We start from the raw sequence: 13,865 nt of genomic DNA on the forward strand, positions 1-13,865 counted from the left end.
TCAGGCGCTGGAGCAGTTGGTGTTGTCGTATCGGGCGATGGCGAGCACGCACGAGAACAACACCACCTCGATGCTGGCCCGCGACTCGGCCGAAGGCGCCAAGTGGGGCGGCTAACCACCGCTCGACGAACCGAGTTTGGTTGGTCCGCAACGTAAATGACCAACGAGCCCAACGCCGTCGAGCTGACCGTCGACCAGGCGTGGTGCATCGCTGAAACCGTGGGAGCGGGAACGTTTCCGTGGGTACTGGCGATCACCACGCCATACACTGATGCCTCCGAGCGGGCTGCGTTTCTCGCTGCCCGGACCGACGAACTGGCCCAGATGGGCATGGTGTCGGCCGATGGTGCCATCAACCGGGCGGTAGCCGATTGGATTCGGGTGGTGTGCTTTCCGGAGCGGTGGCTGGACCTGCGTTACGTGGGTTCCGCCGCTGCCTCTGGGGGCGACGATCTGCTGCGCGGCATCATCGCCCGGCGCGGCGGCAAAACTGTTGTGGCACTGCGTAACGCGCAGCTTGTGACGTTCACCGCGATGGATATCCACGACGCTCGGGCACTGGTCCCGATCCTCGGGGTCGGGCTGGCGCAGCGTCAGCCGGCGCGGTTCGACGAATTCTGCCTGCCGGCGCAGGTCGGCGCGCGAGCGGACGAGCGGCTGCGCAATGGCGCGCCACTCGCCGAAATCCTTGACTATCTGGGCATTCCGCCGTCGGCGCGGGCCGTGGTCGAATCGGTGTTCACCGGGCCGCGAAGCTACGTAGAGATCGTGGCGGGCTGTCACCACGACGGGCGGCATACCAGCACCGAAGTGGGCATGAGCATCGTCGACACCGAAGAGGGCAGAGTTCTGGTCAGCCCGTCTCGTGCGTTCGACGGGGAGTGGATCTCCACGTTCAGCCCCGGGACCGCGTTCGCCGTCGCCGTCGCCGTCGAACAACTCACCGGCCAACTGCCCGACGGCCACTGGTTCGAGGGCAACCGGCTCTCCCGAGACTTCAGCGGCTCGAACCCACAAACTGTCTGACCCCTTCCCAAAAACGTTCGTTCACCAAGAGAAAGAGAAGCAATGTCCCGCGAAATCTCGAGGAGTCGGTGATGTCCAGCGCTGTCATACCTATCGTGCGGGTCGCCATCCTGGCGGACAGCCGGCTGACCGAAATCGCCCTGCCCGCGGACCTGCCGCTGCGCGAAATCCTGCCTGCCGTGGAACGTCTGGTCGTTCCGGCCGTCGCCGACGACGCAGCGGCCGACGCCGTGACCGAACCGACGACCCCCGCGCGGCTCAGCCTGGCGCCGATCGGCGGCGCACCCTTCAGTCTCGACGCCAGCCTGGGAACGGTGGGCGTGGTCGACGGTGACTTACTTGCGCTGCAACCGGTTCCGGTCGGCCCGGCCGCGCCCGGCATCGTCGAAGACATCGCCGACGCCGCCGTCATATTCTCCACCTCGCGGCTCAAGCCGTGGGGCACGGCGCACATCCAGCGCGGCGCAATCGCCGGCGTGGTCGGATTGATCGCGGCGGCAACCGGTCTCGGAGTCGTCCACCGGATTGCCACCGGCTCGCTGGTCGGGTTGTTGGTGGTCGCGGCGATCGCCCTGCTGACCGTGGTGGCCGGCCTGGTGACCCGATCGGCGGGCGCCGGCACGGCATTGTCGGCCGCCGCCCTGGTGCCCCTGGCTGCGGTTCTGGCACTGGCGGTACCGGGCCATTTCGGCGCTCCGCAGGTGACGCTGGCCGCCGCCGGGGTGACCGCGTGGTCGCTGGTCAGCTTGATCCTGCGCGAAAACCACGGCGCCATTTCCTTTTTCACGGCAACCTCCGTGCTGGGGGTTGGTGTGTTGCTGGCTTCCGGCGTCAGTTCGCTGTGGCATCTGCCGCTGGTGACGCTCGGCGCGGTTCTGTTGGTCGTCGCGCTCCTGGTGACCGTCGAGGCTCCGCAACTGTCCGCGCTGTGGGCGCGATTCCCGCTGCCGGTCATCCCCGCCCCGGGCGACCCGACGCCGTCGGCCCCGTCGGCGCGGGTGCTCGCGGACCTGCCGCGACGGGTCCGGATCAGCGACGCGCACCAGACCGGTTTCATCGCCGGTGCCGTGCTGCTCAGCGTGATCGGATCGCTGGCCATCGCGTGGCGGCCGGAAACCCTGTCCCCGTGGGCTTGGTACGTCGTCGCCGCCACCGCGGTCGCGGCTGCGCTGCGGGCGCGGGTCTGGGATTCCGCCGCCATCAAGGCCTGGCTGCTCGCTCAGCCGCACCTGGTCGCCGTGTCGCTGGTGGTGCTCTATACCGCGACGGCGCACTACGTGATCGCCCTGGTGGTCGCGGTGGTTCTCGCCGCGCTGGTGTCGGCGTGGGTCGTCGTCGCATTGAGCCCGGCAATCGCCGCGCCCGACACCTACTCGCTGCCGTTGCGCCGTTTGGTGGGATTCTTCGCGTCGGGAGTCGACGCGTCGCTGATCCCGGTGATCGCGTACCTGGTCGGACTGTTCGCGTGGGTGCTTGATCGATGAGCTCTGCCCGCGCTCGGCGATTCGGTTGTCTCGCAGCGGCTTTGATTGCCACGCTGTGGGCCTGCCCACCTGCGCTGGCGATCGACCGCCCACAGGTCGATCCCGGTGCGACACCACCACCGGGTGCGCCCGGTCCGGTGGCGCCGATGGAGCGAAACGTCGAGTGCAGCGCGACCGGTCTCATCTCGGGTACCGATCTCAAGGCGGTGCCGCCGAGCCAGCAGATCCTGGATCCGTCTGCGGCGTGGCAGTCCTCCCGCGGGGACGGGCAACTGGTCGCGGTGCTCGACACCGGGGTGCGCCCGGGGCCGCGGTTGCCCGGCGTGCAGCCCGGTGGTGACTACGTCGAATCCACCGACGGCCTCACCGATTGCGACGGGCGTGGGACAGCGGTCGCGGGCCTGATCGCCGGCCAGCCGGGCGATGACGGCTTTGCCGGGATCGCTCCGGGTGCGCGGCTGGTGTCGTTGCGGGTGACCTCCCCGAAGTTCTCGACTCGAGGCGCGGGCGGCGACCCGGCGCTCGGACGCGCAATCGTCGACGTGACGGCGCTCGGCCGCGCGATCGTGCATGCCGCCGACCTCGGTGCGCGGGTGATCACCGTCTCCGGGATCACCTGCCTGCCCGCCGACCGCAACGTCGACCAGGGCGCGCTCGGCGCCGCGATCCGGTACGCGGCCGTCGATAAGGACGCTGTCATCGTGGCCGCGGCAGGCAACATCGGTGCCGCCGGCGCGGCCAGCGGCTCGTCGTGCGACTCGAACCCGCTGACCGACCTCGGCCGTCCTGACGATCCGCGCAATTGGGCTGGGGTGACGTCGGTTTCGGTGCCGTCCTGGTGGCAGCCGTACGTGCTGTCGGTCGGATCCCTCACTCCCGACGACCAGCCGTCGAAGTTCACCATGGCCGGTCCGTGGGTCGGTGTCGCGGCGCCCGGCGAGAGCATCGTGTCGGTGAGCAACCGCGACGACGGCGGGCTGGCCAACGGCCTGCCGAATGAACATCAACAACTCGTGCCGCTGGCCGGTACCAGCTACGCCGCCGGATATGTAGCCGGTGTCGCGGCCCTGGTGCGCAGCAAGTACCCGGAATTGAAGTCCGCGCAAGTGATCCAGCGCATCACCGCCTCGGCGCACAACGGCGCACGCGCACCGTCGAACGTGGTCGGTGCCGGCGCGGTGGATCCGGTGGCGGCCCTGACCTGGGAGCTGCCGGCGACTGTCAACGGTGACAAATCGCCGGAGAAACACGTTGCGGCACCGCCAGAACCCGCGCCGAAGAGCCCGTGGCCCCGGATCGTCGCATTCGGCGGAACGGCTGCTCTGCTACTGGCCGTCGTGGCTGCCGCCGCGATCGCCGCACGCCGACGAAAGGAACCATCACAGTGAGCGCGCATCCATCGACCTCGCCGCCCACTGGGCGAATCACGTTGGTGCTGTTGGCCGTTGCGGCCGCAGGCATCGCCTTTCCGTGGCACACGCCGCGTGAGCGCTGGGTGCTCGGCGTCGCCATCGCGGTGGTGATCGTGCTGCTGGCGCGCTGGAAGGGACTGCCGGTCACCACGATCCTGCGTCGCCGCCTGGCGATCCTGCGTCCCAGTCGCGGCGCCCGCCGGGTAGAGGAGTCAGGCACCGACGTCCGGACCACCGCGTTGCTGCGGGTCGCGCCGCCGCTGGGCGATGCCGACTCGCTGCCCCTGCCGTTGATCGCCGGCTACGCCGAGCGCTACGGCCTGCACGCCCACGCCATCCGCGTGACCAGTCGCGACAGCACGTCGGAGGTCGGCACGCGGGAACGTGAGACGTGGATCGGCGTAACCCTCTCTGCGGCAGACAATCTCGCGGCACTGCAAGCGCGGTCCCCGCAGATTCCGCTGCACGAGACGGCTGAGGTGGCGGCCCGCAGGCTCGCCGACCATTTGCGGGAGAGCGGTTGGACGGCGTCGATCGCGAACCCCGACGACGTTCCGTCGCCCTTCCTGCGCAACTCCCGCGAGACCTGGGCCGGCGTGAGCCAAGGTAGCTCGAACCACGTTGCCGCCTATGGCGTCAAGGTCGACACCGCGCTGCCCAACACGCTCGCGGCGATCTGGTCCTACCCGGTCCGTGAAGTCTGGACCGCAGCCGAGATCTCCGGCGCCGGAGCCGATCAGACCCTGGCCGTCGCGTGCGCGTTCCGCACCGACGCGGTCCCCGCCGCCAGCGGACCTCTGCCCGGGCTGATCTCCAAGTCGGGCGTCCAGCGTGCGGCGCTGACCGCGCTCGACCCGCTGTCGAGCGAACGTCTCGACGGCCATGTCGCGCTCCCCGAGGCACTGCTGCTGGAGCGGCTGCGCTGGGCGAGCACCGCGCAGCCACAGCAGGTCGTCGCCTAAGCGGTCAGGTCGAACAGCGCGGCGGCGTTGCCGTAGAAGGCGCCGCGCAGCCACGAATCGTCGACACCCGGAAGCCGGGTGAGCGATCGCATCGCGTCGGCGTAGCTGTAGGGAATGTTGGGGAAATCGCTGCCGAACAGGATGCGGTCACCGAGGTCACGCAGGCGGTGGCCCAGCGGCGACGGGAACGGCATGACCTCATCGACGAACGGTGTGAACGCCATTGTGGTGTCGAGCCGGACATCGGCAGAGTTTTCGCAGATGTCCATGAAATCCTCGTATTCCGGCATTCCCATGTGCGCCACGATCAGCCGTAGCCGCGGATAGCGTTGCAGCAGAGAGCGAATGGGTTCAGGACCGGTGTGCTCGCCTGGCGCCGGGCCGGAGCCGCAATGTATGACGACGGGTGTCCGGGCGTCTTCGATGGCTCCCCATACCGGGTCGAGCAGTGGATCGTTGGGCTCGTAACGCCCCACCTGGATGTGGGCCTTGAACACCCGCGCCCCGCGGTCGATCGCGGCGGCGACGTACTCTCCGGCATCGGGTTCGGGGTAAAACGTCGCGGTGGCAAGGCAATCCGGTGTCTCCTGGGAGAACTGCAGGGCCCATTGGTTGAGCCACGCCGCCATCTGCGGCTTGTGCGGATAGACCAGGGCGGTGAAGCCGCGCACGCCGAACTCTCGCAGCATGTGCACACGTTCGGATTCCGCGGTCCGATAGTTGATCGGCCACTCCCGACCCACCAGGGGGCCGGCGGAATCGAAGTACTGCCATACCTTGTCCATCACCGACTTCGGCATGAAGTGGGTGTGCACGTCGATCACGCCGGGCAAGCCCAGCGCCGACCAGAGCCGCCGCACCTCGGCAGCCTCGTCGTCGGCCATCGTCCATCCTCGCGTCGTCGGTCAAGCGGCGGGTAATACCGTCTGTCTATATCAGTCAGCGGGCGCCGTCGAACAGGAGGACCGGCATGTGGGATCCGGATGTGTACCTGAACTTTGCCGACGACCGCGCTCGTCCCTTCTACGACCTACTGTCGCGGGTGGGAGCCCGAGATCCCCGCCGGGTGGTCGATCTGGGCTGCGGCGCCGGGAATCTGACCGCGCAGCTCGCCCGGCGCTGGCCGGAAGCGACCGTGGAGGCGGTGGACAGCTCGCCTGAGATGGTGGCGGCGGCCCGGGAACGCGGCGTGAATGCCTCCGTCGCGGACCTGAGAACCTGGGCGCCGCAACCAGATACCGATGTGGTGCTGAGCAACGCCGCCTTGCAGTGGGTGCCCGAGCACCGAGAGTTGCTGGTCCGATGGGTCGGCCGGCTCGAAGCCGGCTCGTGGCTGGCAGTTCAGATGCCGGGCAACTTCGAATCGCCGTCGCATGCCGCGGTGCGCGCGGTGGCCCGGCGCCCGCCGTTCGCAGAGTTGCTGCGTGACATCCCGTTTCGGGTCGGCACCGCAGTCGATGCGCCGTCGCGTTACGCCGAAATGCTGCTCGAGACAAGGTGCACGGTCGACGCGTGGGAGACCACGTACATCCATCAGCTCACCGGCGAGCACCCGGTGCTGGACTGGATGAGCGGGACCGCCCTGGTGCCGGTGCGGGAACGGCTCAATGAGCAGCAATACCAACAGTTCCGCGACGAGCTGATACCGCTGCTGGCCGAGTCGTACCCGTCCCGGTCCGACGGCAGCACGTTCTTGCCGTTCCGCCGGGTGTTCGTGGTCGCGCAGGTGGGAGGCTGAGGCGTCGCTATTGCGGCAGTCCCAACCGTTGCGCGTCATCGCGGTAACGGTCCACCCACTCGTCGTTGTGCTCGGCTGCGCGAGGGGGAACCGCCGGGGACGGAGCCAGTCGCGGATCCTGGCCCAGCGCTTCGAGCACGGTCGCGACGACGGTGGTCACGTTGCCCCACAGCGCCGGGTAGGGCACATCGATCGGCTCGATACCCTCTTCGGCGAACCAAGCGCGCCAGCACTCGTTCTGCTCGCGCAGCATGCCGACGGCGTGAGCGATCGCGCCGGCGTGGTAGGTGGCTTGCGAGGTGTGTTCGACATGGGGCCGGCTACGCCACAACCGGGTCTGAACGGCACGCCAGAACGACACCGCCTGAGCCACCACGTCCGGTCGGTGGACATGGACAAAGATCGGCTCGCTGCCGATCACGTCGCTGATGGCCGTACGCAGGCAGTCCCCCGAGCGATCCGGCAACGACGATGCCCGCTGTTGCAGCAGCGGTGTCTGGTTCCACATCAGCTTGCCGCCCCAGATGCCGTTCGGGGTCCTGCCCGAACTGCGGATGTGTTCGCGCCAGGCGACCGACGAGGCGGTGTCCGGGGTCCCCGGGTCGACCGGATCGAGCAGCTGCAGGATCGTCTCGTCCTCGACGTCGGCGAACCATTGGCGCGGCTGCGGCGCCATCCCGGTGGTCGGCAGGTACTGGAAGAATTCTTGCGGCTCACCCGCCGTGCCGGTCGCCCGCAACGACTCGGCCAACAACGTGCTGCCGCAGCGCTGCGAGGCGAGTACGAGATAGGACGTCGGATGCGCAGGCACCGAGAGAGCCTAACCGCACACCCGATGGTCGTGACTACGGATCCGATCGACGAGTTTCATCGTCGATACCGCGGTCGGCCGCGATCCCGGATCGACTGCTGGGCACCCTGCGGTGAATCTGTAGGTAGATCTCGGTGTAGCGGGCGGCGATACGGCTGCCGGCGAAGTCCGACGGAATGACGTCGTTGGTCTGCTGGCGCCAATCATGAAGGCGCACAGCGAGATCAGCGGCTATCCGATCCGCGTCGCCGTCTCCTTCGGCGGCCAGCAGGTTGTTGATCTCGGTGGGATCCGAACGCAGGTCGTAGAGTTCACGTTCCGGTCGCGGTGCGGTGACCAGGGGAGCGACCGCGTGCCCGGACGGGCTTGCCTCGATGTCCCACGGCAGGTCCAACAACGGTCGACGCGCGTAGTTCTCGATGTAGCTGTAATCCTTGGTCCGAATGGCGCGGATCGGATCGAAGGAGTCGTGATAGGTCTTGGCGGTGTAGACGTGGTCGCGGACCGGCTCGGCATTCTCGGCGGCAAGTAGGGCCTGGGCATGTGACATGCCTTCGACGTCGGCCGGCACTGTGACTCCGAGGAGTTCGAGCAACGTCGGAAGCAGATCCACTCCGCTGAACAAGTCGTCGTAAGCCTTGTGCGGCAGATGCATTCGGGTAGGCGGACGGACAATCATCGCGATCCCGGTGCCCGCTTCATATAGCGTGGACTTCGCTCGCGGGAATGCGGCACCGTGATCGGTGAGGAACACCACCCAGGTGCTGTCATCCAGCCCGGTGGCGGCGAGGGTGTCCAGAATTCGGCCGACCGCGGCATCGGCGGTCGTGATCGATCCGTAAAAATCAGCCAGATCTTGGCGTACCTCAACGGTATTGGGTAGAAAGTCGGGCGGATCTACGACATCGGTGTCGGCGGGTTCGTAGCGATCATGCGGGTAGGGACGGTGGGTCTCGAAGAAGCCGGCCGTCAGCAGGAATGGCTGGCGGGCATCATGATTGCGCAGCCATCGTTCCGCCTGTTCGACGACGTATTCGCAGTACGAGTTCGACACGTCGAATTCGTCGAAACCCAGCCGCGACGGGTGGGACGTCTCATGCTGCATGCCGAAAAGTGCCGAGTACCAGCCGGATTCGGAGAGAATCTGTGGCAGCGTCCGAACCCCGGGGCGGTACTCCCAGCCGTGGTGCGCAAGTCCGACCAGTCCGTTGCTCTGCGGGTACCGGCCGGTGAACAGCGACCCGCGCGACGGTGAGCACAGCGGGGCGGTGGCGTGTGCCCGGGTGAACAGGATGCCCTCGCGGGCCAACTGGTCCAGCCGTGGGCTGTCGACATCGGCGTGACCGTAGACGCCGAGATAGCGACCCAGGTCGTGCCAGTGCACGAGCAGAACGTTGTCGCGCTGTCGCCGCGTTTCGTCGATAGGTACCTGTGTGCCGCCGATCGCCGCCACCTCCTGAGCTCTGCCGGGCTCCGTCGACGTTATCGGCTGTGGCGAACCGCGGAATGTGGCGGGCCGGTCAGACCGGGCCGTTCACCATTGGGGCGGTGGGCCGCCGGCACCGTACTGCGGGGGTGGAGGCGGCCCGGGCGGCCACTGTCGACCACTCGCGTATCCACCGTGTCCCGCGGTCAATTGCGGTGGCAGACCCAGCAGCACCCGGAAGGCCGGGATGAACATCAAGCCGCCGGCGACGGCGATCACCAGACCTGCAATCAGGTCGTAGGTAACTCGGCTCGTCGTCCCGAATCGGGCCTCGAGACCGATCGACACGATGAGCATGACGATGCCGCCGCCGAGGATCAGAAATTGTCCGATCGGCTTCCTGACGAAGAGCATGACCGCGCCGGCCGCCGCACCCAGGCACGCCGCGATGATCAGAAAGAGGCAGACCACCAGCGCCGTCGGCACGCCGGGAACCACGGTGTGGAGCTGGTGCCGGCACAGGTTGGCGTACTCACCGCCGAATCGGTTGCAGATGTCGGCGGCTCGGCTGACCGCGCTGTGCAGGTTGATCCACAAAGTCAGGGTGAGGATCGCGCCGAGCAGGCCCAGTAACCCGATCACCGCAAAACTGATCCAGCCGAATGTCTGCGAAGAGTTCGGCGCCGGCACCGGTGCGCCATACGGGCTCCACTGCGGCTGCCCGGGTCCGGGCGGCGGCTGTTGCCCGAAGCTGCCTCCGCCCGGCTGCCCTTGGTAGCCGGCCGCGGCGTGCTCCCAAGGTTCTTCTGGCGGGGGTCCCCAGTGCGGGGACGGGCCCGGCGGAGGTGGTTGCACCCCGGCATCGTAACCGCCGCCGGACCCGTGGCTCCCGGTGAGCATTCGCTAAGCCCCCGGCAGGATGATGCGGCGCCGGGCCCGGTATCCGGGTCGGACCGGATAGCCGCCATGCGCGGCCAGCGAGCGCAGCTGGCGCAGTGCGAAATCGCGGCCGCGGCCGGACTCCGGAATCACCACGCCGGCCCAGAGTCCCTCGGAGCCGGGTGTCTCCCAGGCTTCGCGAGCGCATCGCCAGCGCAGCGGGCAGGCGCGGCAGAGGGCCTTGGCCTCGTCGTCCGGGTTGGTGGTCCAGCGCTCCGGGTCGGTCGTGCAGACCGGGACGAATTCCTCGGACGGCGCGGTCAGCGTCATCACGGTGGCAGTCATTGCATTCCCCTTCAGTTGCGATGCGGGCGCACCGCGATTGCTACGACTCTAGGCGGCTTGGGGTAGCAGTGCAACGGTTAAAGCGAAGCACTGCTCTGGAACGGCTGTGGGATCGCTGCCGAAAGCTGGAAAGACCGCACTGACGTGCATCAACGCAAGTCTAAAATGTTATGGTGAGTCCGCTAAGGACTCGGTAAGGCCGCCGAAATCGGCCTGAAGAGCATCAATTCAGAGTTCAAATCGAAGCACCACCCGGCGCATGCCGCGCCTCGTGCCTCGACAAAGACGTAGCATCTACCCGAGATCGAGGGAGCACGATGACAGCCGGCTCGAGCGCGTTCGCGCCTGTACCCGCACTGGTCGTTCGGGTCGGCTCTCACACGCACCCGCTCAGCGCGACCGACGGCGTTGCCGTCATCGGCCGAGATCCGTCGGCGACCATTCGCATCAACGACGACCGGATCTCCCGGTCCCACGTCCGTCTCGAACCGCGTCACGACGGCTGGCAGGCGATCGACACCAGCACCAACGGGGTGTTCGTCGACGGCGTGCGACGTAACTCGATCCTGATCACCGGGCCCATCACCGTGCACCTCGGCGACGCCGACGGAATTCCGGTGACGCTGGTGCCGGGCGGTCCGCGCGACGAGACGGTGGTGACCGCGGTTGCGCCCGATGCCGACGACGAGGACGACAACTGGGACGAGCTCTCCGAGACCGATCCCGATGTGGCGCGGGCCGGCCGGGCGGTCGCCGCACGCCGGCGGGAATTGGACATCACCCAGCGCAGCCTGGCCCGCGACAAAGTGATCAATGCCGGCACCCTGATCGCGTTCGAGAAGGGACGCAGCTGGCCCCGGCGCGGGACGCTGGCCAAGCTGGAGGAGGTGCTGAACTGGCCGAGCGGGACCATCACCCGGATCCGCAACGGCAGTCCCGTCGCCCAGGGCGGTGAGGTCACCGAGGTGATCACCGAGACTGTTCACGCGCCGCTGATGGCCGAGGCGGTCGAATTGGCCATGCACAGCATCGGTGCCGCGGTCGACGCGCTACCTGACCCCGCGGCAGCGGATTTCACCCAGCGCGCCACACCGATCCTGGCCGACTTGCGCAAGCTGGAGACGGTGGCGGCCAACGCGGCGCGCAACGCGCGCGGTACTCCGGCAGTGGTGTTGGCGCTCAGCGCGGTTCGGCGGCGTTACAACGAGCTGATGTTGCGGGCGGCGAGGTCGCCGTCGGCCACCCTCGGGCAGCGGCTCTACGGCGCGCGGCAGCGTGCCGAACTGAGTCTCGACGAGGCCGCCAACGCCGCCGGTGTGTCACCCGAAGCCCTGCTCGATGCCGAGGCCGAGCGCTCGGTGCCACCTGATGTGGCAGCGGCGCTGACGACGCTCATCGCACAACTGGCGATCAGCTGACGGGGTCAGGGCGCGGGTTGCGCCGGGTGGCTCCAGCCGTTCTCCGACAGGAATTCCGGCAGCGGACGTCCCAGCGCCCACCCGTCCAGTTCCAGTGACGGCCGGTCGGGGAAGTCAGGCACCGGACCCAGGCACAAGATGGCGACCGGTTCGGCGTCGTCAGGCATCGAGAGCAGCGACGCGAGCTTCGGCGGATCGAACAGCGAGACCCATCCCATCCCGAGGCCTTCGGATCGCGCTGCCAGCCAGAGGTTTTGGATGGCACAGGACACCGAGGCGAGATCCATCTGCGGCATGGTTCGACGGCCGAACACGTAGCTGTCCCGGCCGTCGGAGAGCGCGACCACCAGCAGCTCGGCGCAATCGAGGATGCCCTCGACTTTGAGTGCGAGGAATTCCTGGGCGCGCTGGCCCAGCGCGTGCGCGGTCTGCTGGCGTTCTTCATCGACCAAGGCATGGATTTCACGCCGCAGTCGGTCGTCGGTGATCCTGATGAACCGCCAGGGCTGCATCAGGCCGACGTTCGGGGCGGCGTGGGCCGCCTGCAGCAGACGGACCAACACGTCGTCGGGGACGGAGCTGCCGGGGACGAACCGCCGCATGTCGCGGCGCTCGGCGATCACGCGGTAGATGGCTTGGCGCTCCGGCGTGCTGAATGCGTGATCGTCCACCCGTTCATCGTAGGAACAGCGAGGTGCCCACGGCTTCCAGCCACGTCCACTCGCCTCGCGCTTCGTCGGCGTCCAGACTTGCCGGAGGACCCGACGAAGGATCAACTCATGAAATTCCCCGATTCACTGGCCGACTTGCCTATCGACAGCACTCGATCTCGCGTCTACGGCGCGCCGTATCAGACCCCGGATGGCGCCACGGTGATCCCCGTGTTCAAAGCGCGCGCCGACTCGGCGACCCCTATCGGGGTGTTCGTCATCCACCGCGGCGTGCCTCGGTGGTCCGCGGCAATCAACGGCGATCGGGTAGCGCTGATCGGGGTCATCACCGGGCTGATCGCGGCGGTCCTGGGCAGCTTGGCGGTGCTGCGCCGTCCGCCGTGGCCCGACCTGTCGGCGGCCTCGACGCCTTACGGCCGGTAGGTGACGCCGACCGCACGGAGCACATATTCCGGCGGCATCTGGAAGACCAGCGCGCGCCGGGGAAGCCTGGCGAGTACCTCGTCGGGAATCTCGAGTTTGTAGTGCAGCGACAGGTGCCCGTTGAACGTCTCGTCCACGTCGTCGACATCGGCGTCGACCTGCAGGCCGGTGGCTGAAATCTCGGCGGTCGCCACGCCGAATTCGGTTGAGTCCCAACGTACGTCGACGGTCGGACCCGCCAGTTTGGGTAACGACGACAGGGTGGCCAGCACGCGCTGTGAGGTGAAGGCGATGGAGCCGACGTAACTGGCGAGGCTGTGCGACGAACGCAGGCCGGGAATCGCGCCGCTGAACCGGCGGGTGACGGGGACGAAGTCGGCGAGGAAGATCAGCCCCTCGGCCTCGACTTGCTCGCGCACATCGGCCGGCAGCTTGCCGATGCCGAAGAGCTTGCGGACGAAGACCGGCATGACTCCAGTATGACCGCGACCGGTTCCGGGTGGTGTCGTCGCTGGGGTGATCTGGCCGCGAATCGGAAGCCGAAAGTTGTCGGACCCGGGTGCGAATATGAGGTCATGTCCGTGACCATGTCGCCTGTTGCGGCGGTCAGCCCCGCTGAGCGTCTCGATGTGTTGTTCGAGGAGTTGGCGGAGCTGGCCGGGCAGCGCAACGCGGTGGATGGGCGGATCGTGGAGGTCGTCGCCGAGTTGGATCGCGATGAGTTGTGCGGTGCTACCGGTGCGCGGTCGGTGGCGGCGTTGGTGGCCTGGAAGCTGGGCTCGACATCGGCAAACGCGGCCACGATCAGCACTGTGGCGCGGCGGCTCGAGGAGTTTCCCCGGTGTGCGGCCGGTCTGCGGGAGGGGCGGCTGTCGTTGGATCAGGTGGGCGTGATCGCCGCGCACGCGGGCGAGGGGTCAGATGGGCATTACGCCGAGCTGGCCCAGGTCGCGACGGTTCATCAGCTGCGCACCGCGGTGAAGTTGGAACCGCAACCCGAATCCGATTCCGCTCGGCCAGAACTCGAGCGCTCGATCAGCAAGACCTCGCGTGAGCAGTCCACGTGTTGGCGGATCACGCTTCCGCACGATGAGGCGGCGACGTTCGACGCGGCGCTGGGCGTCGCATCGTGAGGCGTTGATGGCCGAGTGGAAGCAGGATCGTGGCAGCGGCGAGGGCGTCGAGCACCTCACGCCGCCGCTGCCGAGCACGGTGGAGGCGTTTATGCGTCTGGTCGAGGCCGGCTGGGACGCCGAGGCAGCTCGCCGGC

The 13,865-nt window shown here is 67.9% G+C and carries 14 protein-coding genes and 2 pseudogenes; 9 read left to right on the top strand and 7 right to left on the bottom strand.

Features of this window, described 5'->3' with window-relative positions; translation table 11 throughout:
- The 5 genes and pseudogenes from CYU59_RS18965 to eccE all read left to right on the top strand — a co-directional run.
- Positions 1 to 115: pseudogene (locus tag CYU59_RS18965) on the top strand (WXG100 family type VII secretion target); the annotation flags it as partial.
- A 41-nt stretch (positions 116 to 156) separates the two neighbouring features.
- A complete protein-coding gene (locus CYU59_RS18970; protein ID WP_293001493.1) occupies positions 157 to 1,026 on the top strand; it encodes an ESX secretion-associated protein EspG in 870 nt (289 codons plus the stop codon).
- Positions 1,027 to 1,097: 71 nt separating this feature from the next.
- The gene (gene eccD, locus CYU59_RS18975; RefSeq protein ID WP_293001495.1) at positions 1,098 to 2,510 is read left to right on the top strand and encodes a type VII secretion integral membrane protein EccD; all 1,413 of its coding nucleotides are present in this window, start codon (positions 1,098 to 1,100) and stop codon (positions 2,508 to 2,510) included.
- Positions 2,507 to 3,898 carry a type VII secretion-associated serine protease mycosin gene (mycP, locus tag CYU59_RS18980; RefSeq protein ID WP_293001497.1) on the top strand — a complete coding sequence of 464 codons (1,392 nt, stop codon included), beginning with the start codon at positions 2,507 to 2,509 and terminating at the stop codon, positions 3,896 to 3,898. Before eccD ends, mycP begins: the two co-directional genes overlap by 4 nt.
- Complete coding sequence (gene eccE / locus CYU59_RS18985; protein ID WP_293001499.1) at positions 3,895 to 4,884, top strand: type VII secretion protein EccE; 990 nt, start codon at positions 3,895 to 3,897, stop codon at positions 4,882 to 4,884. The genes mycP and eccE overlap by 4 nt, the downstream gene beginning before the upstream one ends.
- Here the strand turns inward: eccE and CYU59_RS18990 are convergent.
- On the bottom strand, positions 4,881 to 5,768 hold the full coding sequence (locus CYU59_RS18990) for an amidohydrolase family protein (RefSeq protein WP_293001502.1): 888 nt from the start codon (positions 5,766 to 5,768) through the stop codon (positions 4,881 to 4,883). The genes eccE and CYU59_RS18990 overlap by 4 nt on opposite strands.
- Before the next feature lie 86 nt (positions 5,769 to 5,854).
- On the opposite strand from CYU59_RS18990, the gene CYU59_RS18995 reads away from it, so the two are divergent.
- Positions 5,855 to 6,622 (top strand): trans-aconitate 2-methyltransferase, encoded by a 768-nt coding sequence (locus CYU59_RS18995; RefSeq protein ID WP_293001505.1) that lies wholly within the window; start codon positions 5,855 to 5,857, stop codon positions 6,620 to 6,622.
- 7 nt (positions 6,623 to 6,629) lie between these two features.
- On the opposite strand, the gene CYU59_RS19000 is transcribed toward CYU59_RS18995, so the two are convergent.
- From CYU59_RS19000 to CYU59_RS19015, 4 genes are all read right to left on the bottom strand, one after another.
- A complete protein-coding gene (locus CYU59_RS19000) occupies positions 6,630 to 7,433 on the bottom strand; it encodes a Stf0 family sulfotransferase (RefSeq protein ID WP_293001507.1) in 804 nt (267 codons plus the stop codon).
- Positions 7,434 to 7,467: 34 nt separating this feature from the next.
- A complete protein-coding gene (locus tag CYU59_RS19005; protein ID WP_293001519.1) occupies positions 7,468 to 8,856 on the bottom strand; it encodes a sulfatase in 1,389 nt (462 codons plus the stop codon).
- A 111-nt stretch (positions 8,857 to 8,967) separates the two neighbouring features.
- Complete coding sequence (locus tag CYU59_RS19010) at positions 8,968 to 9,714, bottom strand: hypothetical protein (protein WP_293001509.1); 747 nt, start codon at positions 9,712 to 9,714, stop codon at positions 8,968 to 8,970.
- Positions 9,715 to 9,762: 48 nt separating this feature from the next.
- The gene (locus CYU59_RS19015) at positions 9,763 to 10,068 is read right to left on the bottom strand and encodes a WhiB family transcriptional regulator (RefSeq protein WP_293001520.1); all 306 of its coding nucleotides are present in this window, start codon (positions 10,066 to 10,068) and stop codon (positions 9,763 to 9,765) included.
- Positions 10,069 to 10,400: 332 nt separating this feature from the next.
- Here CYU59_RS19015 and CYU59_RS19020 point away from each other — a divergent pair, with 332 nt between their 5' ends.
- On the top strand, positions 10,401 to 11,501 hold the full coding sequence (locus CYU59_RS19020; protein ID WP_293001511.1) for an FHA domain-containing protein: 1,101 nt from the start codon (positions 10,401 to 10,403) through the stop codon (positions 11,499 to 11,501).
- A 5-nt stretch (positions 11,502 to 11,506) separates the two neighbouring features.
- Here CYU59_RS19020 and bluB read toward each other — a convergent pair whose 3' ends face one another.
- Positions 11,507 to 12,172: a 5,6-dimethylbenzimidazole synthase gene (gene bluB / locus CYU59_RS19025; protein ID WP_293001513.1), complete on the bottom strand. Its 666-nt coding sequence runs from the start codon at positions 12,170 to 12,172 to the stop codon at positions 11,507 to 11,509.
- 108 nt (positions 12,173 to 12,280) lie between these two features.
- Between bluB and CYU59_RS19030 the strand changes: the two genes are divergently transcribed.
- The gene (locus CYU59_RS19030) at positions 12,281 to 12,595 is read left to right on the top strand and encodes a hypothetical protein (protein ID WP_293001515.1); all 315 of its coding nucleotides are present in this window, start codon (positions 12,281 to 12,283) and stop codon (positions 12,593 to 12,595) included.
- Here the strand turns inward: CYU59_RS19030 and CYU59_RS19035 are convergent.
- Positions 12,583 to 13,065, bottom strand: coding sequence for a hypothetical protein (locus CYU59_RS19035; RefSeq protein ID WP_293001517.1), 483 nt, complete (start codon positions 13,063 to 13,065; stop codon positions 12,583 to 12,585). The genes CYU59_RS19030 and CYU59_RS19035 overlap by 13 nt on opposite strands.
- Positions 13,066 to 13,170: 105 nt before the next feature.
- Between CYU59_RS19035 and CYU59_RS19040 the strand changes: the two are divergent.
- Positions 13,171 to 13,865 (top strand): annotated as a pseudogene (locus tag CYU59_RS19040) (DUF222 domain-containing protein); the annotation flags it as partial.

It is taken from the genome of Mycobacterium sp. (genome assembly GCF_002863225.1).
GTDB lineage: Bacteria > Actinomycetota > Actinomycetes > Mycobacteriales > Mycobacteriaceae > Mycobacterium.

Bases quoted from the DNA above. Each gene is read 5' to 3' on its own strand.
- CYU59_RS18970 (WP_293001493.1), top strand. From the start codon at position 157: ATGACCAACGAGCCCAACGCCGTCGAGCTGACCGTCGACCAGGCGTGG.
- eccD (WP_293001495.1), top strand. From the start codon at position 1,098: ATGTCCAGCGCTGTCATACCTATCGTGCGGGTCGCCATCCTGGCGGAC.
- mycP (WP_293001497.1), top strand. From the start codon at position 2,507: ATGAGCTCTGCCCGCGCTCGGCGATTCGGTTGTCTCGCAGCGGCTTTG.
- CYU59_RS18990 (WP_293001502.1), bottom strand. From the start codon at position 5,768: ATGGCCGACGACGAGGCTGCCGAGGTGCGGCGGCTCTGGTCGGCGCTG.
- CYU59_RS18995 (WP_293001505.1), top strand. From the start codon at position 5,855: ATGTGGGATCCGGATGTGTACCTGAACTTTGCCGACGACCGCGCTCGT.
- CYU59_RS19015 (WP_293001520.1), bottom strand. From the start codon at position 10,068: ATGACGCTGACCGCGCCGTCCGAGGAATTCGTCCCGGTCTGCACGACC.
- CYU59_RS19020 (WP_293001511.1), top strand. From the start codon at position 10,401: ATGACAGCCGGCTCGAGCGCGTTCGCGCCTGTACCCGCACTGGTCGTT.
- CYU59_RS19030 (WP_293001515.1), top strand. From the start codon at position 12,281: ATGAAATTCCCCGATTCACTGGCCGACTTGCCTATCGACAGCACTCGA.
- CYU59_RS19035 (WP_293001517.1), bottom strand. From the start codon at position 13,065: ATGCCGGTCTTCGTCCGCAAGCTCTTCGGCATCGGCAAGCTGCCGGCC.